This is a genomic window from Cupriavidus sp. FW305-26, assembly GCF_058787975.1.
The window spans coordinates 57,324-83,360 of record NZ_JBYTAH010000007.1; the positions used below are offsets into that span (position 1 = coordinate 57,324).

General features: G+C 63.7%; 27 protein-coding genes and 1 other RNA gene. 13 read left to right on the forward strand and 15 right to left on the reverse strand.

Translation table 11 applies throughout. The annotated features are described in order from the left end of the window. Nucleotides 1-9: 9 nt before the first annotated feature. Together AC3WQZ_RS06575 and AC3WQZ_RS06580 are read right to left on the reverse strand one after the other, a co-directional pair. Nucleotides 10-411: a hypothetical protein gene (locus AC3WQZ_RS06575; protein WP_010812974.1), complete on the reverse strand. Its 402-nt coding sequence runs from the start codon at nucleotides 409-411 to the stop codon at nucleotides 10-12. 64 nt (nucleotides 412-475) lie between these two features. Next, nucleotides 476-1,579, reverse strand: coding sequence for a fimbrial protein (locus AC3WQZ_RS06580; RefSeq protein ID WP_492300201.1), 1,104 nt, complete (start codon nucleotides 1,577-1,579; stop codon nucleotides 476-478). Nucleotides 1,580-1,916: 337 nt separating this feature from the next. On the opposite strand from AC3WQZ_RS06580, the gene AC3WQZ_RS06585 reads away from it, so the two are divergent. The 5 genes from AC3WQZ_RS06585 to AC3WQZ_RS06605 all read left to right on the forward strand — a co-directional run bounded on the left by AC3WQZ_RS06585 (nucleotide 1,917) and on the right by AC3WQZ_RS06605 (nucleotide 7,445). After that, complete coding sequence (locus tag AC3WQZ_RS06585) at nucleotides 1,917-2,984, forward strand: sensor histidine kinase (RefSeq protein WP_058696973.1); 1,068 nt, start codon at nucleotides 1,917-1,919, stop codon at nucleotides 2,982-2,984. After that, the gene (locus AC3WQZ_RS06590; protein ID WP_010812971.1) at nucleotides 2,981-3,631 is read left to right on the forward strand and encodes a response regulator; all 651 of its coding nucleotides are present in this window, start codon (nucleotides 2,981-2,983) and stop codon (nucleotides 3,629-3,631) included. The genes AC3WQZ_RS06585 and AC3WQZ_RS06590 overlap by 4 nt, the downstream gene beginning before the upstream one ends. Before the next feature lie 135 nt (nucleotides 3,632-3,766). Then, the gene (locus tag AC3WQZ_RS06595; protein ID WP_492300203.1) at nucleotides 3,767-5,035 is read left to right on the forward strand and encodes an amidohydrolase family protein; all 1,269 of its coding nucleotides are present in this window, start codon (nucleotides 3,767-3,769) and stop codon (nucleotides 5,033-5,035) included. 37 nt (nucleotides 5,036-5,072) lie between these two features. Then, entirely contained in the window at nucleotides 5,073-5,609 is a 537-nt protein-coding gene (locus AC3WQZ_RS06600; protein ID WP_492300205.1) for a DUF1097 domain-containing protein, read from the forward strand. Between the two features lie 114 nt (nucleotides 5,610-5,723). Beyond that, entirely contained in the window at nucleotides 5,724-7,445 is a 1,722-nt protein-coding gene (locus AC3WQZ_RS06605) for a gamma-glutamyltransferase family protein (RefSeq protein WP_010812968.1), read from the forward strand. A gap of 215 nt (nucleotides 7,446-7,660) precedes the next feature. On the opposite strand, the gene AC3WQZ_RS06610 is transcribed toward AC3WQZ_RS06605, so the two are convergent. Beyond that, nucleotides 7,661-7,882, reverse strand: a complete 222-nt coding sequence (locus tag AC3WQZ_RS06610) for a hypothetical protein (RefSeq protein ID WP_010812967.1) — start codon at nucleotides 7,880-7,882, stop codon at nucleotides 7,661-7,663. Nucleotides 7,883-8,044: 162 nt separating this feature from the next. Between AC3WQZ_RS06610 and AC3WQZ_RS06615 the strand changes: the two genes are divergently transcribed. Next, a complete protein-coding gene (locus tag AC3WQZ_RS06615; protein ID WP_492300207.1) occupies nucleotides 8,045-8,338 on the forward strand; it encodes a hypothetical protein in 294 nt (97 codons plus the stop codon). 122 nt (nucleotides 8,339-8,460) lie between these two features. Here the strand turns inward: AC3WQZ_RS06615 and AC3WQZ_RS06620 are convergent, their stop codons facing one another. The 5 genes from AC3WQZ_RS06620 to AC3WQZ_RS06640 all read right to left on the reverse strand — a co-directional run bounded on the left by AC3WQZ_RS06620 (nucleotide 8,461) and on the right by AC3WQZ_RS06640 (nucleotide 12,084). Continuing rightward, entirely contained in the window at nucleotides 8,461-9,498 is a 1,038-nt protein-coding gene (locus tag AC3WQZ_RS06620; protein WP_492300209.1) for an SDH family Clp fold serine proteinase, read from the reverse strand. Nucleotides 9,499-9,604: 106 nt separating this feature from the next. Next, nucleotides 9,605-10,642: a replicative DNA helicase gene (locus tag AC3WQZ_RS06625; RefSeq protein ID WP_492300211.1), complete on the reverse strand. Its 1,038-nt coding sequence runs from the start codon at nucleotides 10,640-10,642 to the stop codon at nucleotides 9,605-9,607. Then, complete coding sequence (locus tag AC3WQZ_RS06630) at nucleotides 10,639-11,427, reverse strand: YdaU family protein (RefSeq protein WP_492300213.1); 789 nt, start codon at nucleotides 11,425-11,427, stop codon at nucleotides 10,639-10,641. The genes AC3WQZ_RS06625 and AC3WQZ_RS06630 overlap by 4 nt, the downstream gene beginning before the upstream one ends. Before the next feature lie 21 nt (nucleotides 11,428-11,448). Further along, on the reverse strand, nucleotides 11,449-11,874 hold the full coding sequence (locus tag AC3WQZ_RS06635) for a hypothetical protein (RefSeq protein WP_492300215.1): 426 nt from the start codon (nucleotides 11,872-11,874) through the stop codon (nucleotides 11,449-11,451). A gap of 21 nt (nucleotides 11,875-11,895) precedes the next feature. Beyond that, nucleotides 11,896-12,084, reverse strand: a complete 189-nt coding sequence (locus AC3WQZ_RS06640) for an Arc family DNA-binding protein (RefSeq protein WP_492300217.1) — start codon at nucleotides 12,082-12,084, stop codon at nucleotides 11,896-11,898. 104 nt (nucleotides 12,085-12,188) lie between these two features. On the opposite strand from AC3WQZ_RS06640, the gene AC3WQZ_RS06645 reads away from it, so the two are divergent. Next, nucleotides 12,189-12,449 carry a toxin-antitoxin system HicB family antitoxin gene (locus AC3WQZ_RS06645; RefSeq protein WP_492300219.1) on the forward strand — a complete coding sequence of 87 codons (261 nt, stop codon included), beginning with the start codon at nucleotides 12,189-12,191 and terminating at the stop codon, nucleotides 12,447-12,449. Between the two features lie 2 nt (nucleotides 12,450-12,451). Here AC3WQZ_RS06645 and AC3WQZ_RS06650 read toward each other — a convergent pair whose 3' ends face one another. The 7 genes from AC3WQZ_RS06650 to ompA all read right to left on the reverse strand — a co-directional run bounded on the left by AC3WQZ_RS06650 (nucleotide 12,452) and on the right by ompA (nucleotide 17,512). After that, complete coding sequence (locus AC3WQZ_RS06650; RefSeq protein WP_492300221.1) at nucleotides 12,452-12,664, reverse strand: helix-turn-helix transcriptional regulator; 213 nt, start codon at nucleotides 12,662-12,664, stop codon at nucleotides 12,452-12,454. Between the two features lie 244 nt (nucleotides 12,665-12,908). Then, nucleotides 12,909-13,463: a hypothetical protein gene (locus AC3WQZ_RS06655; protein WP_492300223.1), complete on the reverse strand. Its 555-nt coding sequence runs from the start codon at nucleotides 13,461-13,463 to the stop codon at nucleotides 12,909-12,911. 12 nt (nucleotides 13,464-13,475) lie between these two features. Further along, nucleotides 13,476-14,696: a tyrosine-type recombinase/integrase gene (locus AC3WQZ_RS06660; RefSeq protein WP_492300225.1), complete on the reverse strand. Its 1,221-nt coding sequence runs from the start codon at nucleotides 14,694-14,696 to the stop codon at nucleotides 13,476-13,478. A 165-nt stretch (nucleotides 14,697-14,861) separates the two neighbouring features. Continuing rightward, nucleotides 14,862-15,220, reverse strand: a transfer-messenger RNA (tmRNA) gene (ssrA, locus tag AC3WQZ_RS06665). An 83-nt stretch (nucleotides 15,221-15,303) separates the two neighbouring features. Next, nucleotides 15,304-15,978: a phosphoglycolate phosphatase gene (gene gph / locus AC3WQZ_RS06670; RefSeq protein WP_010812966.1), complete on the reverse strand. Its 675-nt coding sequence runs from the start codon at nucleotides 15,976-15,978 to the stop codon at nucleotides 15,304-15,306. After that, entirely contained in the window at nucleotides 15,975-16,733 is a 759-nt protein-coding gene (gene ubiG, locus AC3WQZ_RS06675) for a bifunctional 2-polyprenyl-6-hydroxyphenol methylase/3-demethylubiquinol 3-O-methyltransferase UbiG (protein ID WP_010812965.1), read from the reverse strand. Before ubiG ends, gph begins: the two co-directional genes overlap by 4 nt. A 125-nt stretch (nucleotides 16,734-16,858) precedes the next feature. After that, entirely contained in the window at nucleotides 16,859-17,512 is a 654-nt protein-coding gene (gene ompA, locus AC3WQZ_RS06680; RefSeq protein WP_010812964.1) for an outer membrane protein OmpA, read from the reverse strand. Nucleotides 17,513-17,945: 433 nt separating this feature from the next. Here ompA and gyrA point away from each other — a divergent pair, with 433 nt between their 5' ends. From gyrA to AC3WQZ_RS06710, 6 genes are all read left to right on the forward strand, one after another. Beyond that, the gene (gene gyrA, locus AC3WQZ_RS06685) at nucleotides 17,946-20,612 is read left to right on the forward strand and encodes a DNA gyrase subunit A (RefSeq protein WP_492300227.1); all 2,667 of its coding nucleotides are present in this window, start codon (nucleotides 17,946-17,948) and stop codon (nucleotides 20,610-20,612) included. A 94-nt stretch (nucleotides 20,613-20,706) separates the two neighbouring features. Beyond that, a complete protein-coding gene (locus AC3WQZ_RS06690; protein ID WP_010812962.1) occupies nucleotides 20,707-21,270 on the forward strand; it encodes a DUF2059 domain-containing protein in 564 nt (187 codons plus the stop codon). A 159-nt stretch (nucleotides 21,271-21,429) separates the two neighbouring features. Then, complete coding sequence (gene serC / locus AC3WQZ_RS06695; RefSeq protein WP_051398460.1) at nucleotides 21,430-22,587, forward strand: 3-phosphoserine/phosphohydroxythreonine transaminase; 1,158 nt, start codon at nucleotides 21,430-21,432, stop codon at nucleotides 22,585-22,587. Between the two features lie 108 nt (nucleotides 22,588-22,695). Further along, complete coding sequence (pheA, locus tag AC3WQZ_RS06700) at nucleotides 22,696-23,856, forward strand: prephenate dehydratase (RefSeq protein WP_010812960.1); 1,161 nt, start codon at nucleotides 22,696-22,698, stop codon at nucleotides 23,854-23,856. A gap of 28 nt (nucleotides 23,857-23,884) precedes the next feature. Next, nucleotides 23,885-25,012, forward strand: coding sequence for a histidinol-phosphate transaminase (gene hisC, locus AC3WQZ_RS06705; RefSeq protein WP_010812959.1), 1,128 nt, complete (start codon nucleotides 23,885-23,887; stop codon nucleotides 25,010-25,012). 108 nt (nucleotides 25,013-25,120) lie between these two features. Next, entirely contained in the window at nucleotides 25,121-26,017 is an 897-nt protein-coding gene (locus AC3WQZ_RS06710) for a prephenate dehydrogenase (RefSeq protein WP_011614700.1), read from the forward strand. The last annotated feature ends 20 nt before the right edge of the window (nucleotides 26,018-26,037 follow it).

Sequence of the window (26,037 nt, forward strand, 5' to 3'; positions counted from 1 at the left end):
TCCTTGTTCCTAGTGCAGCATCTCGGATGCGTCGTCTTCGTCGTCCCAGTCATCGTGCATGACCGGCACGTCAGGCGCCATGTCGAACACCATCGAGTGGTAGCGCACGCTGAACCACTCGCGGAACATCTGCAGCGACAGTTCCTCGGGCCACATCGAGTCATCGAACCACTCGCCCAGCATGAATTCAAAGAATTCCTGCCAGCGCTTCTCGACCCAGCGCAAGGCGTTGTCGTGCGTATCGGCCAGCTCTTCCGGCAGCAGAAACACGCTCTGGTCCTCGCGCACCTGCTCTAGCGTGAGGCCGGCCACCGGCTGGGGATCGACCGCCTGGATCCAGTCCAGGAACGGCTGTTCCGGGACCAGCGCGACCATGGAACGGTTGATGGTGAAGCGGGGATGGTCAGACATGGCGAAAGCCTTCAAGGACTGCAACCGCCTATTGTAGTCCTTCGCCGTGCGGCTTCCGTGCGCGCTACTGATAATCCATGGTAAAGATCATCGCGCTTGATACCGTCCCCGGGGAGGGCGTGCCGCCAAGGCCGATGTAGCGCGCGCCGAAGCGGTATGTGGCGGGGACGTTGGCCGTGATGTTGCCCATCGCATTGCGCACCTGCAGGGGTACAGGCTCGGTGCCGCTCGCATTGACGATCTGCACGCCTGCGCCGCTGGCCATGCCGCCCGTCCCGGCAGTGACGATACCAAGGATGCCATTCGCGGCCGAGGCTACCGGCGTGCCTATGGCCCCGTCCAGTGTCATGCCAACAATCGCCGCGCCACTGCAGGTCAGCTGGATGGCGAAGGGCGTATTGCCGCCCGCGCCCTGGTTTGCGAGCGTCGTGGCACTGATTGCAGGCAGGTTGACCACGGGGGGATAGTTGGTGTTGCAGGCAATTTCCCGCGGTGTCACGTTGCCGCTGAAGCCGATATAGTTGTCGACGCCACCCAGTCCCCCTGCCGTGCTGCCCTTGTAGACGCCGAAGCCGAAGCGGGTCTGGGTGGGATCAAGATTGCCTGAAGTGATCGTCCCGGTCTTCACGAATTCCACCGATACCGACACCGAATAGTTCAGGCTGGCGTCCAGGTAGCCAAGGTTTGCGCTGCGGGTATCGCAGTTCAAGCCGGCTGCGTTGGTCATGGGCTGGCCCGCTGCATTGCGCAGCCGGATGCCGATGCCGGCGACTCCGGTGGAGTAGACGCCGGGCATGACTTCAGTGCCGCTGCCGTAGTAGCAGGAGATGATGGGAGCGCCGGCCACCACGTACGGCGGCACGTTGGTACAGGTGCCGCTGAATGAGTAGTAATGCACTGTTCCGGGAATGGTGCTGCCGACGGCGAGGTTGGCGGCGACTGCCATGTTGCTGAGTGCCTGCAGATATGGCATCGCCGGCGTGGAGCTGCAGGCCGCATGAGCCAAATGCGGGACCGCAAAGCATGCAAGTACCACCAGCCAGTGGCGCAGGGTGCTGATTAGCTGTTTTCCGTTCATGGCAGGGCTCGCGGTGATGGCATGTGCGGCGCGCACAAACGGCCAGGTTGTGCGGCCCTCCGGCTTTCCGGCTTTCCGGCTTTCCGGCATGCCGGTTAAAGTTGCGCTACTACGATACGTGTGGCGCATTCCCGGCAGCAATAAGGCTTGCCTTAAATCTGGGTCAGAGATTTCATGCCACCGGAACGGAAGAACTGCCCAACAACCCCATGAACCACACCGTGCCGCAAGGCTCTGTGATCCGGACTTCCCGCTTTCGTGCAGCCATTGAGGAAAACGACAAGCGCATTGCCGCCGGTTGCTGGCTATAGTCTGCGAGGGGCTGCAGGCAGGCCATGCGGTCTGATGCGTGCAAGGCATGAATCAATTCTTGCCCGTCATGAATCGGGCGCCTGCCGACAAGGCAAAAGCCCGGCAAGGAGAAGTCATGGATACGTATGTCGACCTGCAGCGGGCCATACTGAACAACATACCGGACCAGGCCTGGTTGAAGGACGCCGGCTCCCGCTACGTCCTGGTCAATGACGCCTTCATGGCCGCATGCGGGCGGTCCGAGGCCGAGATTCTGGGCAGCACGCCGGACAAGGTGTGGTCGGAGGAATGGGGACAGGTCTACCTGGACACCGACAAGGCGGTGGTGGCCAGCGGCGTCCGCCGGCGTTATGAGGAATGCCGTCACGGCCAGGACGGTAGCCTGCGCTGGTTCGATACCATCAAGATGCCGATTCGGGGCCAGGACGGCGCGGTCGTCGGCACGGTTGGCATCTCGCGCGACATTACCGACCGCAAGCGCTCCGAGCAGGAGTTGCTGGAATCGCGCGCGCAGCTGCGTGAGCTGTCCGCCTACCTGCAGTCCGTGCGCGAGGCGGAGCGCACCCGGATCTCACGCGAGCTGCACGATGAGCTTGGGCAGTCCCTGACGGCATTGCGCCTGGGACTCAGCTTTATCGAAGCGCAGCAGGGCCCCGATGCCGGCGACGCGTGCCGCAAGCATTTGCAGATGCTCAAGCAGATCGCGGATTCGACGGTGGACGCGGTGCAGCGCATCGCGGCAGACCTGCGCCCGCCGCTGCTGGATGAGCTGGGGCTGACCGCGGCGATCGAGTGGCTGGCCGAGTCTTTTTCCGAGCGCGGCGGCATCGCCTGCGAGCTGGCGCTGCAGCCCGTCGGCGAGCTCAGCGCCGAACTCAGCACCGCGGTCTTTCGCATCGCGCAGGAAGCGCTGACCAATGCCTGCCGCCATGGCCGCGCCGATCGCGTGCGGGTGGAGCTGAGCGCGGCCGGCGGGACCTTGCGGCTGGTGGTTGCCGACAACGGCCGCGGCATCGATGCGTCCAGGGCCGGGCATCGCCGCAGCCTGGGTTTGCTGGGGATGCGCGAGCGTGCGCTGATGCTGGGCGGCAAGCTGGCGGTAACCAGCGAGAAGGGCGGCGGCACCCGGGTCGAGGCGCAGATCCCCAATGCCGGCACTGCCGGCAACGGAGGCGCAAGATGATCCGCCTGATGCTTGCCGACGACCACACCATCATCCGCGACGGGCTCAAGAAGATCTTCTCCACCGTGCCCGACATGCAGGTGGTGGCCGAAGCCGCCGACGGCTGCGAAGTGTTGGCGCTGCTGCGCGCGCAGACGCCGGACGTGCTGTTGCTGGACATGTCGATGCCGGGGCGCAGCGGCATCCTGCTGATCCAGCAGATACGGGCCGGCTATCCGGCGCTACCGATCCTGGTGCTGAGCATGTACCGCGAGTCGCAATATGCGGTGCAGGCTATCCGCGCGGGCGCGGCTGGCTACCTGACCAAGAATGTGGAGTCCGACCAGCTGCTCGGTGCCATCCGCAAGGTGGCGCGCGGCGGTACCGCGGTCTCGCCGGCGATTGCCGACAAGCTCCTCAGCCAGGCCCGGCAGCCCGATGCCATGTTGCCGCATGCACGCCTGACGGCGCGTGAACTGCAGGTGTTCCAGATGCTGGCCGAGGGGCTGGGCATCAACGAGGTCGCCGCGGCGCTGTCGCTCAGCGCCAAGACGGTAAGCACCCACAAGGCCAACATTCTCGGCAAGATGGATATCGCTTCGACGGCCGGGCTGGTGCACTACGCCATCCGCCACGGCCTGCTCGCCGAAGCCGGGGACGCGGCCTAGTCTGCTGCGGTGCGTCTAGGAAAATCCTTAGGTCGAATTCAGCCAATCCTGATGTAGTGATGCCGCCCCGGCACCTACGCTTCAGGTAGCGAAGCCCTGACTTCGCCTGCATAACAAGACCTGAGGAGACAAGCCATGCAGCTGGACCTGCTGATCCGGGACGCCTGTGTATGCGACGACGCGCCCCTGACCGATATCGCCATCCGCGACGGCCGTATCGCCGCCATCGAGCCCGGCATCGACGTGCCGGCGCATGAAGTGATCGAGACCGGCGGCCGCGCGGTCATCCCGGGGCTGGTGGAAGCGCACCTGCACCTGGACAAGGCTCTGCTGCACCGCCGCCTGCCGGCACGCTTCGGCACGCTGGACGAAGCCATCCGCGTCACCGGCATCCTGAAAAGCAAGCAGCAGCGCCAGGATGTGCTGGACCGCTCGCGCCAGGTGCTGGACATGGCGGTCAGGAACGGCACGGTGGCGATCCGCGCGCATCCCGATGTCGACCTGATCCAGGGGCTGATCGGGGTGGAGACGCTGCTTGAACTGAAATCGGAGTACCACGATCTGCTCGACCTGCAGATCGTGGCCTTCCCGCAAGAGGGCATCCTGAAATCGCAGGGCACCCGCGAGCTGCTGACAGAAGCCATGGACATGGGCGCCGATGTGGTCGGCGGCTGCCCGTACAACGAGCTGAGCTGGGCCGACACCATGCGCCATATCGACATGGTCTTCGAACTGGCGCAACGCTATGACGCGCCGGTCGACATGCATGCCGATTTTGCCGACGACACCGGCGACCAGCGCTTTGCCGCAGTGTCATATATCGCGCAGAAGACCATCGAAGCCGGCTACCAGGGGCGCGTGTCGCTGGGCCATGTCACGAGCCTGGGCGCGCTTGACGCGGCGCAGCTGCAGCCGCTGATCGAGCAGATCCGCGAGGCCGGCATCAACATCGTCACGCTGCCCGCCACCGATCTCTATCTCGGCGGCCGCAAGGACGTCCAGAACCAGCGCCGCGGGCTGGCGCCGGTGAAGGCCCTGCACAGCGGCGGCGTCAACGTGGCGTATTCCTCGAACAATATCCGCAACGCCTTCACGCCGTTCGGCAAGGCCGACATGCTGCAGATCGGCAACATGCTGGCGCACGTGGCCCAGTTCGGCGTGCCCGAGCACCAGCTCGCGGTGCTCGACATGGGCACGCACAACGCCGCGCGCGCGATGGGCCTGCACGACACCTATGGCCTCAAGGTCGGGCGCCAGGCTGACCTGGTCGTGCTCGATACCTTCCAGGTGGCCGATGCGCTGATCGACATCCCGCCGCGGCTGTGGGTGGTCAAGCGCGGCAAGATCACCGTAGTCACGCAGCATCGCTGCGAGATCCATCGGCACCGGTGCTGCCCACACTGACCGCAATGCCCGTTCCCCGTCCATCAAGGAGTCGATCATGAGAAAGCTGCCCGCCGAAGTCGTGGCTTCACTGCTTGCCATCACAACCGTTCCCATCGCCGCGCATGCCTCGCACCTGCCGCCATGGGCCATCTTCATCAGCTGGGCCGCGACCTTTGCCATGGGCGGTCCCACGCCGGAGAACCTGAAGAAGATCTGGCCGACACTGCCGGTGGGCTCGCTCTTTGCCTTTGTCATCGTGCTTTGCTTCCGCCAGGCGGCCGAGCAGTTCTCCGGGCCAGCGCTGATCGTGGCGGAGATGGTGATCCTGTTCGCGCTCAACGCTTCGATGATGTATCTCGCTCGCGTGTTCGTCACGCTGCGCTTCATCCCCGGCATGTTCTTTGGCTTTGCCTCGTATTTCGCCACGCTGTTCGGCGGCTTCGGCCCGGTGCCGGGCGATCCCGTTGTCGCGCTTGGCGCGGTGATCGCCATGAATGCGCTCGGACCGGCCTATGCCTGGACCAAGCATCACTACGCGGCACCGGAATCCGTTGCCGAACGCCCATGGCAAGGCTGGAAGACCGAGACCTGAGCCGACGCGTCCTGCCGGGTTTGCGTGCCAGGCGCAGCATGACCCGGCGCCATCATCGAATCGTTATCGCGGCTGCCAGCGTGGGCCGGCCGCGCGTATCCGGGGGAAGTGGGTATGGAATTTCTGGGTGAAGTGGATCCTTGCGGCACCGGCACGTCGCGCCGGGCATTCCTGGCCGGCTCGGCCGCGCTGGCGGGCAGCACCATATTGCCTGCCGTCGGCCAGGAACTGGCGCAGGAGCCGGCGCAATCCGGGCGCGCAGGGCTGGCGCATTCGTCCGCGGGCATGGTCACCAGCCCGCATGGACTGGCCAGCCAGGCGGGGCTGGAGGTATTGAAGGCCGGGGGCAACGCCATCGAGGCGGCGATTGCCATCGGCGCGGTGCTGAGCGTGACATACCCGCACTTTACCGGCCTGGGGGGCGACGCCTTCCTGGTGGTCAGCGACCGCGGCGGCAATGTGCGCACGTTCTCCGGCATCGGCCAGGCGGCGTCCGAGACCTCGGGCTATGCCGGCACGATTCCGCTGCGGGGCCCGGCAGCGGCACTCACTGCCGCCGCCACCGTTGCGATCTGGGACCGCGCCTTTGCCTTCAGCCGGGACCAGTGGGGCGGCACGCAGTCGTGGTCGGCGCTGCTGGCGCGGGCCACCGAGTACGCCGCCAACGGATTCCCGGTCACGCCGTCACAGTGCTTCTGGCAGGAGTTCCGCTCGGCGGACCTGTCAGGCTGGGATGGCTTCGGACAGGTCTTCATGCCAGACGGGCGCATGCCCAGGCCCGGCCAAATGTTCCGCCAGCCTGAGCTGGCCCGCACCCTGGACCGGGTGGCGACACAGGGCGGGCGCGAATTCTACGAGGGCGACCTCGCCGGTCGCCTTGCCGCCGGGCTGGCCAAGGCCGGCTCGCCGTTGCGCGAACAGGACCTGGCGCGCTGCCAGGCGCGCGAAGAAGTGCCGCTGCGCGTGGCCTACCGCGACGGCGAACTGCTCGGCCTGCGTCCGCCCACGCAAGGCGTGACCACGCTGGAGATCATGGGCATCCTCGACCGGTTCGATCTGTCCGGTATCCAGGAAGGCAGCGCAGACTATTACCACCTGCTGGTCGAGGCCGTGAAGCTGGCGTTCCTGGACCGCAACCGCTACGTCGCCGATCCCGATTTTGTCGACGTGCCGCTGGAGCGGCTGTTGTCCAGGTCCAATCTCGACGCCCACGCGCGCCGCATCCGCATGGACCGCGCCATGGCGTGGCCGCATGTGTTCAAGCCCGGCGACACCGTCTACATCGGCGCCGCCGACCGCGAGGGCCGCTGCGTGAGCATGCTGCAGACCGTCTATTTCGACTGGGGCAGCGGCCTGGTCGTCGGCGACACGGGGGTGCTCTGGCACAACCGCGGCGCATCGTTCAGCCTCGATCCCGCCAGCCCCAACGTGCTGCGCGGCGGCAAGCGGCCATTCCATACCCTCAATCCCGGCATCTACCTCAAGCAGGGCCGGCCGCACCTGCTGTACGGCACGCAAGGCGCCGACGGCCAGCCGCAGACACTGGCCGCGGTGCTGACACGGATGATCGACTACGGCATGGATCCGCTGACGGCTCTGCGCCGCCCGCGCTTCCTGCTGGGCAAGACCTTCTCGGACAGCCGCGACAGCCTCAAGCTGGAACAGGATGCCGGCCTGCCGGTGTTCAACGAGCTTGCCGCGCGCGGCCATCAACTGAGCCCGATCCCTGCGCAAAGCCAGCTGGCCGGTCATCCGGGCGCGATCCGGATCGATACCGGCGGGCAGCTTAGCGGCGCGCACGACCCGCGCAGCGATGGCCGGGCGCTGGGGGTATAGCGCGCGGCGCCCGGCGCCGGCGGCGCTTCCCGGTGACGCTGCGTTGTACCGGTGCGTCACCCAAAGAAAGAGCCCTCGGCCAGGGAGGACGAGGGCCACAAGTGGTAGCGGGCGAGTCGCAGTACGCCCGCATACCATGATGGCGCCGCTACGCGATCCGGGCATCCCCAATTCTGGGGATGTTGCTTTCCACTGCGCGCTGACAGCACCAACCATCAATGGAGCAAAGGGACGTGCAATTCCCTGAAATCGAACGCGTCCGATTTGTCATTGATGCCATGAATGGTCAGGACGGCATCGTGGGTCATCGCCAGCTGCAGGCCTGCGGCAATCGCGGCATCGCGTGACGGGTAGACCGGTCCCGGGTTGTCGGGGTCGTATTCGAGGGCCCACTGCGCGTCTCGGGTGAGGATGACCTCGATGGACTTGATTGGCATCGCCAACTCCGTTTCTTGTGGACGATGTGCGGTCGCGCCGGCGTGGAGAAAGGGCCTGGCAACGGGGAGCCGGTGCCAGGCGTCCGCCTGTGGAGCACTGTGATGCTGATGCCGTGCATGGCCCGGCCTGCAGCGATTCCAGCGTAGGCCAGGGCTGGGGACATGACTGTAAACAACTGCAAAGGCTGCGGTGCGATTTGGTTACCGTCCTGGAAAACAGATGGCGGGGTATCCGCTGCCAAAGAAAAAACCCGCGAAGCCTTCGGCTATCGCGGGTTTCTAGACCTGCAGGTGCTGCATCGGACTGAATACTGGTGGAGCCGGCGTCCACCCAAATTTCTCGGTAACCGTTTGTTTTTTAACGAAGAAGTTGGCGTTGGTTATCTTTGTTACCCCCAGATGTACCCCCCGATCTGGCTGATTAAGCTCGAATGGCGAAGTAACTTCAGGCTATAAAAAAGCCCACGCTGCGGTGGGCTTTGGTAAGCGTGGCTGGGGGTGCCAGGTATCACAACTGCGCCAACAGTTTAGAAATTGCCGGAATGTTGACGGATGGCACTTGCGCGGGCCGCAGCGAATTATGCGATCCCGCTGCGCTGTTCACCTGTTTCGCCGTCTGCGCCGCGCGAAGGCTGGCTTTCTGCATGGCCTGACGAACCTCCGGAGGAGTCTGGTACGTTCTCATCTGTCTCTCCTTGTTTGTCAGCATTTGCCGCGGTTGCTGCCCTACCTTGTGGGATCAACAATACCACCGGCGCATCCGCATTGACATTCGGCTTCGTCATACTATACAGAGCGGCGCTGATCTGCAATAGGATTCCGTCCGGTTTGCTGACGTTAATGAACACCGTTTTGGCTTCTTTTCGATCGATTACGAATCCATGGGAAGGGTAGCCGGCGACGAGTTGGCTAAGCCCGTTGGCTCGTAGGTTCTGGCTCTTCTCATTGAGTCGAGTGCCGTAAGCGAAGGCGATGTCTGTGGCTCTTTGCATTTCGGCAAGACGGGTGGGCTCAAGTTGGGCAAATATCGGCGAGAACAGGCCTGTGGCCAGTTTCGATGAGATGTCCGAAGCCACTCTCGTGGAGAGTCCTGCGCCGTGTGTTAGCTCTGCCACGTAAGTGCGGAATGCGGCCATCGCCTGAGCCTGCAGGTAGTTAACGGCCTGCAAGATATCCAGGCCCGAGTTGCGCCCGATCAACTCGTCATCCTTCTTGATCTGAATATCGAGCGGCCCGAGTTCGCTCTGGTCGTCGAGGTAGAGATGCGAAGCGCCGATGCACACTAGGGTTCCAGCGCTCTTGCAAAGCCAGGGAACCAGGGCGTCGAAGGAGTCGTAGTGGTGTTGGAGTGCACGCGCGATTCGAAACCCAGCATGTGGGTCGCCGCCCGGTGTCGTCAAAATCAGCAGCGCCTTACTGCTGTTCTGATTTTTCAACTGCTCACAGAGCGCTTCATAGCCTTGACGATTAATTTGGCCGGCGTAGATGATCAGATCGCGTGGCGTTGGGCTTGAGGACGTCGGGGTCGCCTGTTGTGTGTCATTTGGCGCAGCGCTGTCGCTGGCAGACATTGATTTATCAAGCAGTCCTACGACGGCTGCGTGAAATTCGTTCATAGCGCCTTCCCCCATGCCTTCTCTCTTCGTAAGCGGTCTAATTGACCTTCCATTTCACGGTTTGGCCGCGTCAATGGCCAGCCCTCCTTAAGAGGGGGGGGCGTCGTCAGGGTAGCGACTTCAGCCCGCGCGTGATTCCCTCGATTTGCGCATTGCGATTGTCGCCCTCGCCCTCCATGAGCTGCAGGTAGTCGATGACCAGGAAGTCCAGCCCGGCCTTGCGCTTCACCTGCTTGGCCTTCATGCGCACGTCCAGCAGCTTGAGCCCGCCCTGGTCGTCAATCCACAGCCCCATCGACTCGTACACGCCTATCGCGTGCGTGAGTCGGTTGCCTTCTTCGGTCGTCATCTGGCGCGGGGAGATCAGGTGCGGCAGCGGAATCCGTCCCAGCGCTGCGATGTTGCGGTCGTGCAGCTGCGCCCTGGGCATTTCCATCGATAACACGGCCACCTGATGGTCCCGCGCAACGTTGCGCGCCACGTCCAACGCAAACGCAGTCTTGCCCATCTTCGGGCGTGCCGCGACAACGATCAACTCGCCCCGCCGCGCGCCCCCGTTCAGCAGCGCATCCACGTCTGTGAAGCCGGTCGGGATAGCGCGCGTGCCCCCTTCTTCGCGCTGCATCAGCAGGTCCACGTACCCCGATAACCCCGCACTCACATGCTCCGGCTCACGCCGCACGCGGGCCTGCACCAGCGTATCGAGGCGACTGGTAGCCCGGTCAATCACGGTCATCGCATCGTCGATCGAGGTGCGCGCGTCGTCGGCCACCTCGCCGCCCAGCGCAATCAGTGCCCGCCTGATGGCGCGCTCGCGGATGATGGCCGCGTGACGGGCCGCGCCGGCTGAGCCTGGCGCGTTCTGTGCGAGCGCCATGATGTAGCCTAAGTCTGCGGCGCTTTGCCCCTTCGCTTGCAAGCGCTCGTAGACCGTGATGGCATCCACCGGCTTGCCGTCTGCGATCTGGCGCAACAGCTCGGCGTAGATGGCGCGGTGGTCGCCCACTGAGAAGTGCTCGGCGTGCAGGTCGCCAAGCCGCTCCAGGCAGTCATTGTCCAGCAGCAGCGCACCAAGCACGGCATGCTCGGACGGCACCGCGGTCAGGCGCTCATCGGCGCCGATAGGTTCCATGGGGGCGTTCATGCGGCCTCCGCGTGCACACGGCGAGCCTGCTCGCCTTCCGTGGTTAGCGCAATGGTGCCGTCACTTGCGATGCGCCACAGCCGGAACCAGTTGCCGCGCACCGACTTGCGGTGTACCGCGGCCCAGTCCTTGTACCGCTTCGCATCGGGCTGGCTATAGCGGGCCTTGAACTCGAGCCAGTGCAGGCGCAGGAACTCGAGCGGAATGCCGGCCTGTTCGGCGTAATCGAATACCGGGTCAGTCTCGGAAATGGGTTTCACGCCCGTTTCCCGGCTGGCATGCAGGTAGGCTTTCAGGCTTATCGCCGAGCGCTTTGGCTTGCCTGGTACTGCGTCAGGAGTGTCTTCGCCCCCCTTGGGGGGTATGGGGGGTTCTTTAGTATTGGAGTCTGGAGTCTGGCTAAGGTTTTTTTCGCTTTCCGAATCAGAACCCGCAGGAAACCCATTGGGTTTTTGTTCGGTATCGCTTCGCTTCGGCCTGCCTCCCCTTTTTCCATTGCTTCGGTTCGCCTCTGCCTGTGCATTCGCGGCCCGGATCTCGGCCTCACAACGCTTCTGCGTCCACACGCCGTCGACGAGGCAGAAGAACTCGGCGAGCACGTTCTGCACGGCCTGCTGCTCGACCTTGGAGTGGGCACCGATCAGACGCGCGGCTTGGCCATCGGGAATCCCGGACTCGCGTGTGTAGTAGACATCCATCAGCCGCGCATAGATGCCGTGCTCAAGCAGCGTCAGGTGTGCGGCGTCCTTGATGTAGTCACCGATGTGTCGCTTGTAGAAGTTCACTGCCGTCCCTTGGCTGCGTGGTCAGGCGCCTTGATCGAGCTCGTCCTCAACCACGTTGGCAAGGTCTGCGATCAGCCAGGATGCCTGTGAGATGGCGTCGATGTCCGGGCGACGTTGCGCCAGATTGAGTGCTATCAGTCTCGACACCGCGGCGATGCCGTTGGCGAAGATGACAAACTGTTCGTGAGGGACGTGCGCTACGGGAGGCAGCAATTCGAGGTCGGCGAGGAGGTCCTCGGCACTGGCGATCGCAGAACGATTCGGGAACTCGGACTTCTTCTCACCGGCAATAAGTTGGCGGATTGCTGCCTCCCCCGGTCTTCTGATTTCGGCCTCTAGTGTGATCTTCGAAGTCTTGTGACGGGGCTTCGCGCGTGGAAACGCAACGACCGGAGCAATAACCGAATTGACCTTGCGCTGCGCGAGCGCTGTGCTAACATTTCTCATGATGTGTTCCTTTAGCTGGGTTCACTTCGTATTCAGCGCCTCGGGACGGTTGCAGCCGCCCGAGGCGTTTTCATTTTCCAGGCTCTCAATGAGCCTGGCGTTGATCTCGGCGTTGAGAGACCTGAGGTTGCGTTTTGCGCGTTCTTCAAGCTGTCGCTTGACCGCGATGCTGGCAAGCCTCAGCTGAAACGGCGCCTTCGGTTCTGGCATCAGCTTCTCCGTGTTGACACTGTTTTGGTGTCATTTGTAGGGATGTTAGATTGACACTGAAATGGTGTCAAGACTTTTTGACACCAAAATGGTGTAATTCGGTCATGGACGATGATCGCTACACGCGCATTACGCTGCGCATCCCCAAGGACCTGCACCAAGCGCTGCAAACGGCCGCCGACGCCACTAGCAAGTCGCTGAACGCCGAGATCGTCAATCGCTTGGCGGGAAGCTTTGAGGCAGGCGGAGGCGATGTGTTGTCCCATCTGAGGAAGTTGGACAAGCAGGTCGCTCAATTGCTGAAACTTGCCGAAGAGGGGAGCGCGGACCGCGAAGGATCTAAGGCGAAGCCCCGCAGCCGGTAGCATTAGGCTTGGGTTGTTTGATAGCCGGCCGGATTGTCCAGGAAAGCATCAATGGCGCCGCGGCGCCAGCCTACACAACGCGGACCGAGCGGGATCGGTGCGGGAAAGGTTCCGAGCTTGATGCGGGCGTAGATCGTCGAGCGCGAAAGCCCAGTCTCTTGCTCTACCTGCTTGCGGCGCAGGATGGTCTGCGCGGAACGGGTGCCTTCTGCCATGTTTCCCTCTGACTGGATTGCCCGGGCACATCCCGGAACATGGCAGTGATCGTAGTGTTGCGAGGGCGGCTACTGTCCGACTAGCTGCGAGAAATATCAAATCGGGCGCAGTTCTTTATGTGGCGCGCGTTTCCGGGTGGTTTGGTGCTCCCGGAACGAGGGAAAACACATCCACACAGCCCCACACGCCCCCACACCCATTCACACTTATCCACACGCACCGGCGCGCTTAGTTTGTCGAGTCTCATTCCGCCAGTAGGCGCCGGCGCAGCTGTCGCGCTTCGTCGAGATACTTCTTGATGGTGCCATCGTCCAGTCCAAGCCCGCATCGTTCCAGGGCCTCGCGCATTTGCTTTGCCTTGGGGTTCTTGTTGCCGTCTAGGTCAACGTTGAACCCGGCATGGGCGAGACCGAGGATGAGCTTGAGCATGGTGTTGCGCTCTTTGGTGGAGGCGCCGGAAGTTACTTCCTCTGCGGTGGTGGCCTCATCGCTCGCATCGCCCCGCAAATGTAGCAAGAGCTGCGGGGGTACCTCGAGCCCCTTCTGCTTGGCGACCGAGACGAGCCATCGAGGTGGCAGTTTTTCCTTCTTGATCCCGGCGCCGTAGAGCTGCTCCCATTTCGTGCGGTGGAAGATGCTCCAGATCTTGTTGGCGCGTTCATACTCTGGGTCGCCGTTGCGGACGGCAGGGCCATTGCTCTTGTGCTCAAGGGGATCTTTCCCATCGAGCAATAGCGCGGCCTCTGTCATGTTCCATGTGTCCAGCGTGGCCCAGTATTGGTAGTCCGGTTCGCTCATATGCGTGGGGCCTCAAGCTTGAGGAATTAAAGCCTTCAGGGAGTCCAGGTAATCAGCCCAGCGTTGCATGAGGTCGCGTCGCTGGTCAAGCCACTGCGTCCGGTTATAGGCGCGGCCCAAGCTGTCGCGCACCTCATGCGACAGCTGCAGTTCGACAATTTCGGCAGGGACTGACAAGGCCTCGACAGCCAACGTCCTGGCGGTCGCGCGCCATCCATGGGGTAGGGCCGTGTCGGAATCAAAGCCCATCCGTTTGAATGCTGCGCTCAGCGCCATGTCACTCATCGGGCGTTGAGGCCCGCGTAGGCTCGGGAAGACGAACCTGCCCTGGCCGGTGAGCGGGTGGAGTTCCTGGAGGATGGCCACGGCCTGCTTTGAGAGCGGTACCAGGTGGTCCCGTCCGGACTCCTTCGCGGCCTTTTTGCGCTTCATTCTCGCTGATGGGATGGTCCACATCGCTCCATCGAGATCGATCTCTGACCACTCTGCCTGGCGCAGCTCTCCCGGGCGTTGAAAGAGCAGGGGGGCAAGTCGTAAGGCTGCGCCAACCACGGCCGTTCCCTCGAAACCATCAATTGCGCGTAACAGGCCGCCGATCTGCTTCGGCTCTGTGACCGCGGCGTGATGCTTTACTTTGGCAGGCGGAAGGGCGCCGCGGAGGTCCGCGCTGACGTCACGGGTGGCGCGGCCGGTGGCAATCGCATAGCGCATGACCTGGCCGATCAGCACACGAACTCGGTGAGCAGTTTCGATCGTGCCCTTTCTCTCGATTCGCTGAAGGACGTCCAGCACTTCTGGCGGCTCGATGCCAGCGATCGGACGGCCTCCGAGCCACGGAAAGACGTGAACCTCCAGACGGCGAAGGTTGCGCTTGGCATGAGACTCCGAGAGGTCCGGTGAGAACTTTGTGTGCCATTCGCGCGCGACGGCCTCGAAGGAGTTTTCTGCGTTTAACCGCGCCGTGCGCTTCTCTGCCTTCCGGGCATCACCTGGGTCCACTCCATCGGCCAGGAGCTTTCTGGCGGCATCACGACGCTCCCTCGCTTCCTTCAGGGAAACTTCGGGGTATGTGCCCAGCGATAGCAGCTTCTCTTTACCCCCAAACCGGTACTTGAGGCGCCACCACTTACCCCCCGTCGTGGGGACAAGCAGGAACAGGCCATTACCGTCGAAAAGCTTTTGCGGCTTTTCAGCTGCTTTGACGCTCTGAATTGCCGTGTTTGTTAGTGGCATTTGGGGGTATGTAGGGTGACGTAACTTCATCTTACCCCAAAAATAACCCCCATTTACCCCCGGATTCCCTTGGAACAATCAGGAACACGCCGGCAAGAAAAAACCCCGTAGATCGTTGAATCTACAGGGTTTTTTGGTTTCCTTGCATCTGCTTGGAATGTGTTCTGGTGGAGCCGGCGGGAATCGAACCCGCGTCCGTAAGCCCTCCACAGAGAGTTCTACATACTTAGTTCTGTCATTTGATTTAACCGGCGCATCGCGGACGAACACGCTCTACGACGGCGAGTCACTAGGTTTTCGTCCCCGGCTTCGTGACCCTTCCGGAGCTTATCTGACGTAAATGACCTCGCGTGGTCTTGCGACCCTAGCCCGTCAGCGAGCCAGTGCGAGGACGGCCGCAATTAAGCGGCCAGTGCGTAACGTTCGTCGTTAGCAGTTATTGCATTCCCATTGATTAACGAGGTGACGGGTCCTCGGTATGCCCTCCACTGCTTTGTAACCCACGTCGAAACCAGGTCGGCCCCAGTGAGGAAGCTGGATTGTACCCGGTTGGACGCAAGCTGTCGCGGGGAGTTCCGGGAACGGCCAGGATACCCCTGCGACACAATCAGGCGACCACGGCGGGCAACAGCAGCGGGATCAGCTCGGCCGGGTGGCGGATCAGGTGGTCGGCGCCCCAGGTCTCGGGCGGCTCGGCGTCGCCGCAATAGCCATAGGCGGCTGTGACGGTGATCATGCCGGCGGCCTTGCCGGCCTGGATGTCGCGCAGGTCATCGCCCACATAGACGCACTGGCGCGGGTCGACGCCGGCGCTTGCCGCGGCATGCAGCAGCGGGGCGGGGTGCGGCTTGGCGTGGGGCGTGGTGTCGCCGCTGACGACCGCGCTGGCGCGCGGGGCCAGGCCGATCGCGGCGACCAACGGCACGGTGAAGCGGGCGATCTTGTTGGTGACGATGCCCCACGGGATGCCCGCTGCCTCGAGCGCGGCCAGCACTTGCGGCATGCCGTCGAACAGGCGCGTGTGCACCGCGATGTCGGCCTCGTAGTAGTCCAGGAAGACATCGCGCAGCGCCGGGAACTCTGCATCCTCCGGACGCAGGCCGAAGGCTGCACCCAGCAGTCCACGCGCGCCGTGCGAGGCGACGGGACGCAGTTTTTCATAGGCCACCGGCGCCTGGCCGCGCTCGACGACCAGCCGGTTGGCCGCCGCCGCCAGGTCCGGCGCGGTATCTGCCAGCGTGCCGTCCAGGTCGAAGAAGACCCCTGCGATGCCGGCGCTCATGCTGCCACCCGGCGGAACGCCATCATGTAGTTCACATCGGTGTCGCTGCCCAGCGCATACACCTGCGACAGCGGGTTGTAGGTCATGCCGCGCATTTCCACCAGGTCCAGCCTGGCCTGGCGGGCAAAGCGCGCGAGCTCGGACGGCGTGATGAACTTGTCGTAGTCGTGCGTGCCGCGCGGCAGCATGTTGAGCACATATTCCGCGCCGACGATGGCCAGCAGGTAGGCCTTCAGGTTGCGGTTGATGGTCGAGAAGAACACATAGCCGCCGGGCTTGACCAGCGTGGCACAGGCTTGCACGATCGACGCCGGATCCGGCACGTGCTCCAGCATCTCCATGCAGGTCACCACATCGACGCTGGCCGGTTCACGTGCGGCCAGCGCTTCTGCGGCGATCTCTTCATAGGTCACGGCAACCCCGGTCTCCAGGCTGTGCAGGTCCGCTACCTTCAGTGCCTTGGTCGAGAGATCGATACCGCGCACCGTGGCGCCCAGGCGTGCCATGCTTTCGGACAGGATGCCGCCGCCGCAACCCACGTCGACCACGCGCTTGCCGGCCAGACCGGCGATGCCGTCGATCCAGCGCAGGCGCAGCGGGTTCAGCTCATGCAGCGGCTTGAACTCGCTTTCCGGGTCCCACCAGCGGTGGGCCAGTTCGCTGAACTTGTCGATTTCCTTCGGATCGGCATTGCCGCGCGGCAGGTCCTGATTGGCGGCGCCGGCTGCGGAAAGGGTTTGCGATTGCAACGTCATCGTATGCGGGGCCGGCGGCACTAGCCGCGCCGGCGGTGTGAAGGGAAGAGAGGGACAGTCCGGGCAACTGTACCAAAAAAAAAGCCCAGCTTGCGCTGGGCCTTTCGTCGTCGGAAAGAATCCGATTAACGTGCGCTGCGGGTGCCGACCACTTCGACTTCCACGCGGCGGTTCGGCTGCTGGCAGGCGATCTGGGACTTGCGGTTGCCCTTGCACGACTTCGGATCGACCTTCAGCTGGCGCTTGCCCTTGCCTTCGGTGTAGACGCGGTTGGCTTCAACGCCCTTGCTCACCAGGTAAGCCTTGACCGATTCAGCACGACGGATCGACAGGCGATCGTTGTACTTGTCCGAACCGAACGAGTCGGTGTGGCCAACGGCGATGATGACTTCCAGGGTGATGCCTTGCAGCTTCGAGACCAGGTCGTCCAGCTTGGCCTTGCCTTCCGGCTTCAGGACAGCCTTGTCGAAGTCGAACAGGGTGTCAGCAGCGAAAGTGACCTTCTCGCTCGAGACGACCGGAGGAGCCACCGGAGCCGGTGCCGGTGCCGGTGCGGCCGGGGCCAGGGCGCCGTCGCACAGCGCGTTGGCGGTGGCCGGGGTCCAGGAGCTGTCGCGCCAGCAGAGCTCGTTCGTGCCATTCTTCCACACGTACTCGCTCGTACCGTTGCCCCAGTTGTCGTTCACTGCCTTCTTTTCATAAGGGACGGACTGAGCTTGAGCGGATGCAGCCATTACTGCGGTAGCTGCAACGAGCGCGAGCTTGGCAAATTTTTTCATATTTCTCCTCTCAGGATGAGATCACCGCAGGGTTACTGCGAGCAAATGGACGAAAACAAGTCATACATTCTTCGGAGTATAACATTCTCGATGTGGTGGATGCTCCACTTCGAACAATGTCTGGCTCTTCGCTGGGGAATTGTGCCACAAGGGTCGTTTCCTAAGAAGTAAATATATTCGATTCGCCGCATGGGTTTTGGGCCTGTGGTGTTTGTGCAACATAGGTCTTGTGTCGCCCGCAAAGCCTTGTGGCATCAGGGATTCCGGGTTTCAGCGAGGGCCTCGGGAGGTGTGCGCAAGGGCTGTCCGGAGAGCGGCAGGCGGGGGGTGGCGGCATGTTAGAATGACACGTTGCCCAGCCGTCAGGCGCCCACTGTGCCGCGCGCTAAAGGGCCTGTCATTCGCTTAAACCTGCCGCATAAACCACGCCGCAATGGATCCATTCGCAAAAGAAACCCTTCCGGTCTCCCTCGAAGAGGAAATGCGCCGCTCCTATCTCGATTACGCCATGAGCGTGATCGTGGGCCGGGCGCTTCCTGATGTGCGGGACGGCCTGAAACCGGTGCACCGGCGCGTGCTGTTTGCGATGCACGAGCTTAACAACGACTGGAACCGACCCTACAAGAAGTCGGCCCGTATCGTCGGTGATGTGATCGGTAAGTATCACCCGCACGGCGATACCGCAGTCTACGACACCATCGTCCGCATGGCGCAGGACTTCTCGCTGCGCTACATGCTGGTCGACGGCCAGGGTAATTTCGGTTCGGTCGACGGCGATAACGCCGCGGCCATGCGTTATACCGAAATCCGCCTGGCGAAAATCGCCCACGAGATGCTGTTCGACATCGACAAGGAAACCGTCGATTTCGACAGCAACTACGACGGCTCTGAAAAAGAGCCTTCGATCCTGCCGGCGCGTATTCCCAATCTGCTAATCAACGGTTCGTCCGGTATTGCGGTGGGCATGGCCACCAATATCCCGCCGCATAACCTGAATGAAATCGTCGATGGCTGTCTGCACCTGCTGCGCAACCCGCAGGCGACGGTGGATGAACTGATTGAATTGATTCCGGCGCCTGATTTTCCGACCGCCGGGATTATCTATGGCATCCAGGGCGTTCGCGAAGGCTATCGCACCGGCCGCGGCCGCGTGGTGATGCGGGCCAAGACGCACTTCGAGGACATCGACCGCGGCCAGCGCCAGGCGATCATCGTCGACGAGCTGCCCTACCAGGTCAACAAGCGCACCTTGCTCGAACGCATCGCCGAACTAGTCACTGAAAAGAAGATCGAGGGCATTTCCGACATCCGCGACGAGTCGGACAAGTCCGGCATGCGCGTGGTGATCGAGCTCAAGCGCAACGAGGTGCCCGAGGTTGTTCTCAACAACCTATATAAGAACACCCAGCTGCAGGACACCTTCGGCATGAACATGGTGGCGCTGGTCGACCGCCAGCCGCGCCTGCTGAACCTGCGCCAGATGCTGGAGTACTTCCTGGCGCACCGGCGAGAAGTCGTCACCCGCCGCACGGTATTCGAGCTGCGCAAGGCGCGCGAGCGCGGCCACGTGCTGGAAGGCCTGGCCGTCGCGCTGGCCAACATCGACGAATTCATCGCCATCATCAAGGCCGCACCGACTCCGCCGATCGCCAAGCAGGAACTGATGGCGAAGGCATGGGATTCGGCCCTGGTCCGCGAAATGCTTGCGCGCGCCGAAGGCGAGACCCCGGGCGGCCGCGCCTCCTATCGTCCGGACGGGCTGCCGCCGGTGTTCGGCATGCAGGCAGACGGCCTGTACCGCCTGTCGGATGGCCAGGCGCAGGAAATCCTGCAAATGCGCCTGCAACGCCTCACCGGGCTCGAACAGGACAAGATCGTCCAGGAATATCGCGACATCATGGCGGTAATCACCGACCTGCTGGATATCCTGGCGCGGCCGGAGCGTATTACTGCAATCATCGTCGACGAACTCACCGTTATCCGCGCCGAATTCGGCGATGAGCGCCGTTCGCAGATCGAGCTGAACGCGACCGAGCTGGACACCGAAGACCTGATCACCCCGCAGGACATGGTGGTCACGCTGTCGCACAGCGGCTATATGAAGAGCCAGCCGATTTCCGAGTACCGCGCGCAAAAGCGTGGCGGACGCGGCAAGCAGGCGGCAGCGACCAAGGAAGACGACTGGATTGACACGCTGTTCGTGGCCAATACCCACGACTACATCCTGTGCTTCTCCAACCGCGGCCGGCTCTACTGGCTGAAGGTGTATGAGGTGCCGCAGGGCTCGCGCAACTCGCGCGGGCGCCCGATCGTCAACATGTTCCCGCTGTCCGAAGGCGAGAAGATCAATGTGATCCTGCCGGTCAAGCAGTTTGACGCCGAGCACTTCATCTTTATGGCCACCGCCCGCGGCACGGTCAAGAAGACCGCGCTGACCGAGTTCTCCAATCCGCGCAAGGCCGGCATCATCGCGGTCGACCTGGACGAGGGCGACTACCTGATCGGCGCGGCCGTGACCGACGGCCAGCACGATGTGATGCTGTTCTCCGATGCCGGCAAGGCCGTGCGCTTCGACGAGAACGACGTGCGTCCGATGGGCCGCCAGGCGCGCGGCGTGCGCGGCATGAACCTGGAAGACGGCCAGACCGTGATCGCCATGCTGGTGGCGCCGGCCGAGACCGCCGAAGAGGCTGAGGCGGGCATGCGCGGCAGCGTGCTGACCGCGACCGAGAACGGCTACGGCAAGCGCACCCCCATTGCTGAGTACACTCGACACGGTCGCGGCACCAAGGGCATGATTGCGATCCAGACGAGCGAGCGCAATGGCCGTGTGGTGGCGGCAGCACTGGTTTCGCCCGAGGATGAGATCATGCTGATCACCACCGGTGGCGTGCTGATCCGTACCCGCGTGGCTGAAATCCGCGAAATGGGCCGCGCCACGCAGGGTGTCACGCTGATCAACGTTGACGAAGGCACCAAGTTGTCCGGGCTGCAGCGCATCGTCGAAAGCGATGCCGATAACGGTGCCGGTGGCGACGAGGCTGAAGACGCCGACGGTGCAGAAGGTGCTGCCGGGGCCGACTTGGACGCTAATCCGTAAGACAAATCGTAAATTGTTGCAACAATAGGACGCCCGCCGGAACTCGCGTCGCGGCTGTCCGGACTAAAACGGACGTATTTACCAGGGAGTCACAATGCTCAAAACCTATCGACGTATCGCAGTTCTGGCCGCTTTCGTTCCGACCTTCATGATGGCGCAGCACGCCCATGCGCAGGATGCGGAAAAGACAGCAGCCATCAAGGAACTGCTTTCCGTCATGCAGGCAGACCAGGCTGTCAAGGGCCAGGCCGAAAACTGGCAGCAAGGCGCCAAGCAGGAAGCTCCGCTGGTGCTGGAACAAGTGCTGGTCGAGAACAAGACCCTGAACGACAAGCAGAAGCAGGCCGCTGTCGAAAAGCTGAAGAAGAACGGCGCGGTCCAGCGCATGGTTGACGGCGCCGGCTCGGCCTTCAGCACCGATGGCTTCCGCAAGGACGCGATCCAGGCGCACTACGATGCCTTCGGCAAGTACTACTCGACGGCGGAACTCAAGGACCTGACCACCTTCCTGAAGTCGCCGACCGGCCAGAAGTTCATGGCCAACCAGGGCAAGGCGACCCAGGAGATCTGGGGTTCGATGATGCAGAAGTACGGCCCGCAGGTCGGCAAGTCGATGCGCGACGCCGCAGAGAAGGAAATCACCGCCGCTTCGAAGTGATGCTGGCGTGATCCGCCACTGAATCAGACCGCCGTCCGCCTGCAGCCTTGCAGGCAAGTGCGGCCCCGGGGCCTGGCCCCGGGTGCCCAACGGGGCGCGGGTTTGAGGGATAATGGCTGCTTGGGTAACACCGGCAGCCATTTTTCCATTCCCCGTCTCATGAACGATCCCCAGAATCCCGCTCTTGCCGGCATGATGCAGCGTGCATTAGCCGAACGTGTCTACAACTTCTCCCCTGGCCCGGCGGCGCTGCCCGCCGAAGTGCTGCAGCAGGCTGCCGAGGAGATGCTGTCCTGGCACGGGACCGGGGTTTCGGTGATGGAAATGAGCCACCGCAGCCGCGAATTCGAAAGCATCCATAACGAAGCGATCGCTGACCTGCGCGAGTTGCTGCACATCCCCGCCAATTTCAAGGTGCTGTTCCTGCAAGGTGGCGCCATTGGCGAAAACGCCATCGTGCCGCTGAACCTGATGCGGCTGCGCAGCGCCGAGCAGCCCAAGGCCGATTTCGTCGTCACCGGCACCTGGTCGGTCAAGACCGAGCAGGAAGCCCGCCGCTATGGCGCGGTCAATATCGCGGCCACCAGCGAGGCGGAGAAATTCCACCGCATCCCCGACATTGCTGACTGGAAGCTGTCGGACGATGCCGGCTACGTGCACCTGTGCACCAACGAGACCATCGTCGGCGTGGAGTTTCAGGACATTCCCGATATCGGCCAGGTCAAGGGCGACCGCGTGGTGGTGGCGGATGCTTCCAGCCATATCCTGTCGCGCCCGATCGACTGGTCGCGCGTGCAGGTGGTCTACGGCGGCGCGCAGAAGAATATCGGCCCGGCCGGCGTCACCATCGTGATCGTGCGCGACGACCTGATCGGCCATGCCCACCCGCTGTGCCCGTCGGCATTCAACTGGCGCCTGGTGGCCGAGCACAACTCGATGTACAACACGCCGCCGACCTATGCGATCTATATCGCCGGCCTGGTCTTCAAGTGGCTCAAGCGCCAGGGCGGCGTGCCCGCGATCGAGCAGCGCAATATCGCCAAGGCGTCGGCGCTGTACAACTACCTGGACCAGAGCGATTTCTATCGCAACGAGATCCATCCGAGCTGCCGCTCGCGCATGAACGTGCCGTTCTTCCTGGGCGACGAATCGCGCAATGAAGTGTTCCTGCAACAGGCGCGGGCCAACGGCCTGGTGCAACTCAAGGGACACAAGACCGTTGGCGGCATGCGCGCCAGCATCTATAACGCGATGCCGCTGGAAGGCGTGATGGCGCTGGTCGATTTCATGCGCGAGTTCGAGCGTACGTCCGCCTGACGCGCATTCCCGCTGGCTGCCCGCGCACCTCAGGCACAGTGCGCCGGCAGGCAGAGGTCAGTTTTTCTCCGGCCGCCGCGCCCCGGCGGCCCACCGGATTCATACAAAATGACAAGCCAAGACCGCACCCCCGCGCGCGAGGAGACGCCGCCCAACGAGCAGCAGAACGACAGCCACCTGAGCGAAGCCGAGCGCAAGCTGTCGGTCGAGCTGAGCCCGCTGCGCGAGCAGATCGACACCGTTGACCGCGAACTGCTGGCGATGCTGAACCGCCGCGCCAAACTGGCACTCGAGGTCGGTGAGGTCAAGAAGAAGTACGGTGCGCCGGTGTTCCGCCCGGAGCGCGAGCTGCAGGTGATCCGCAAGGTGCAGGGCGCCAACCCCGGCCCGCTGCTGGGCGAAAGCGTTGCGGCGATCTGGCGCGAGGTGATGTCCGCCTGCCGCGGGCTGGAAAAGCCGCTGGAAGTGGCTTTCCTCGGCCCGGCCGGCACGTTCTCCGAGCAGGCGCTGTATGCGCACTTCGGCCATGAGGTGTCGGGCGTGCCTTGCCCGAGCATCGACGAGGTGTTCCGTGCCGTCGAGGCGGGCACGGTCGAGTACGGCGTGGTGCCGGTCGAGAACTCCACCGAGGGCGCGGTGTCGCGCACGCTCGACCTGTTCCTGCAGACCTCGCTGAAGATCAGCGGCGAGATCGCGCTCAAGGTGCACCACAACCTGATGGCATCCACGCCCGACATGCAGGGCGTCACGGTGGTGCGCGCGCATGCGCAGGCACTGGCGCAGTGCCAGCACTGGCTGACCGCCAACTATCCGCACCTGGAGCGCCAGGCGGTGTCGAGCAATGCCGAGGCCGCGCGCATGGCCAGCGAAGACCCGACCGTGGCCGCGATTGCCGGCGAGTCCGCCGCCAACCGCTATCACCTGCATATCGTGCGCACGCATATCCAGGACGATCCGCACAATCGCACGCGCTTTGCCGTGATTGGCCGCTATGAGACCGAGCCGTCGGGCAGCGACCAGACCTCGATGATCCTGTCGGTACCTAACAAGGCCGGCGCGGTGTACCAGCTGCTGGCGCCGCTGGCGGAGAACGGTGTGTCGATGTGCCGCTTCGAGTCGCGCCCGGCGCGCAGCGGCGCGTGGGAGTACTACTTCTACGTCGATGTGGAAGGGCACCAGCATGAGCCGGCAGTGGCGCGCGCCATCGAAGAGCTGCGGCGCAACGCGGCTTACCTGAAGGTGCTGGGCTCGTATCCGTCGAGCAAGTAAGGCAGCCAGGCAAGAACAAGGAGACGAGATGGCAGAGCAGGGTAAGCAAGGCGGCACGGTGTTCGGACCCGGCTATGTGCGGGCGATTTCGCCGTACGTGGCCGGCAAGCCGATTTCGGAAGTCGCGCGCGAGTTCGGCCTGGACGAGGCCGGCATCGTCAAGCTCGCCTCCAATGAGAATCCGCTCGGCATGCCCGAGTCGGCCCGCCGCGCGGTGGCCGATGCGGTGGCTGAACTCGGCCGCTACCCGGATTCCAACGGCTTTGCGTTGAAGGGCGAGCTGTCGGCGCGCTTCGGCGTGCCCGCCGACTGGCTGACGCTGGGCAATGGCAGCAACGACATCCTGGAGCTGGCCGCGCATGCGCTGGTGGAGCCGGGTCAGTCGATCGTCTATGCCGAGTACTCGTTCGCGGTCTACGCGCTGGCCACGCAGGAGATCGGCGCACGCGCCATCGAAGTGCCCGCGCGCGACTACGGCCATGACCTGGAGGCGATGGCCGCGGCGATCGCGCCCGATACGCGCCTGGTCTTTATCGCCAACCCGAACAACCCGACCGGCACGTTCGTGCCGGCCGCGCAGATCGAAGCCTTCCTGCAGCGGGTGCCGGCCAATGTGGTGGTGGTGCTGGACGAGGCGTACAACGAATACCTGGATGCCGACCAGCAATACGATTCGCTCGCCTGGGTGCGCCGCTACCCGAACCTGATGGTGTCGCGCACGTTCTCCAAGGCCTATGGCCTGGCGGGCCTGCGCATCGGCTACGCGGTGGCGCAGCCGGAGCTGTCGGACCTGCTGAACCGCATCCGCCAGCCGTTCAACGTCAACAGCGTGGCGCAGGCCGCGGCCATCGCCGCGCTGGGCGATGCCGGGTTCCTGCGCCGCAGCGCCGAGCTGAACCGTGCCGGCAAGCGCCAGCTGACCGATGCCTTCGACCGGCTCGGGCTGGAATACGTGCCGTCTTCCGGCAACTTCGTGATGGTGCGCGTGGGCGATGACGACGGCGCCGGCGCGCGCGTCAACCTGGCGTTGCTGAAGCAGGGCGTGATCGTGCGGCCGGTGGGCAACTACAACCTGCCGCGCTGGCTGCGCGTGACCATCGGCCTGGCCGAGGAGAACGCGGCCTTCATCGCGGCGCTGGAGCGGGCGCTGGCGTGAGCGCGGCTACAATCGCGGCGTTTCGCTGCAGGCTGCTTGCCTGCCTCGTTGCCAATCATCGATTTACCTCGGCCTGGTCCGAGCCACTGCCCCTAGCGGCCTGAGATTGTGAGTGCATTGCATTTTTCCCGTGTTGTCATTGTCGGTGTCGGCCTGATCGGCGGCTCGCTCGCGCTGGCGCTCAGGCGCGCCGGCGTGGTGGGCACGGTGGTCGGGGTGGGGCGCTCGCCGGCGTCGCTGCAGAAGGCGCTGGACCTTGGCGTGATCGACGAGGCCGCGACGCTGGCGGATGCCGCGCGCGGCGCCAGCGTGATCGTGCTGTGCGCGCCGGTGGCGCAGAACTTTGCGCTGCTGCACGCGCTGGAGCCGCACCTGCAGCCGGGCACCATCGTCACCGATGCCGGCAGCACCAAGTCAGACGTGATCATGGCGGCCAAGACGGCGCTCGGCGACAAGGTCGCGCAGTTCGTGCCGGCACACCCGATCGCCGGGCGCGAGCTCAACGGCGTGGAGGCGGCGCTGCCGGACCTGTACCTCGGCAAGAAGACCGTGCTGTGCCCGCTGCAGGAAAACTCGCGCGCCGATGTCGCCGCGGTGCGCGCCATGTGGGAAAGCGCCGGCGCAGAATGCCATGTGATGTCGGCAGTGCAGCACGACGCGGTGTTTGCCGCGGTCAGCCACCTGCCGCACGTGCTGTCGTACGCGCTGGTGGCGCAGGTCGCCAATGCGGAAGATGCCGCGCTGAAGCTGGGCTTCGCCGGCGGCGGTTTCCGCGATTTCACGCGCATCGCGGCCTCGTCGCCGGAAATGTGGCGCGATATCTGCGTGGCCAACCGCGACGCGCTGCTGCGTGAGCTGAATACCTACCAGTCGGTGCTGGCGCACCTGAAGGCGCAGATCGAGAAGGGCGACGGCGACGCGCTCGAACGCATCTTCGCGCGCGCCAGCAAGACCCGGCTGGCCTGGGGCGCAGAGCGTGCCGCGGGCAACCATACCGAACCCTGAACCAATCGCCTGACCGCGGC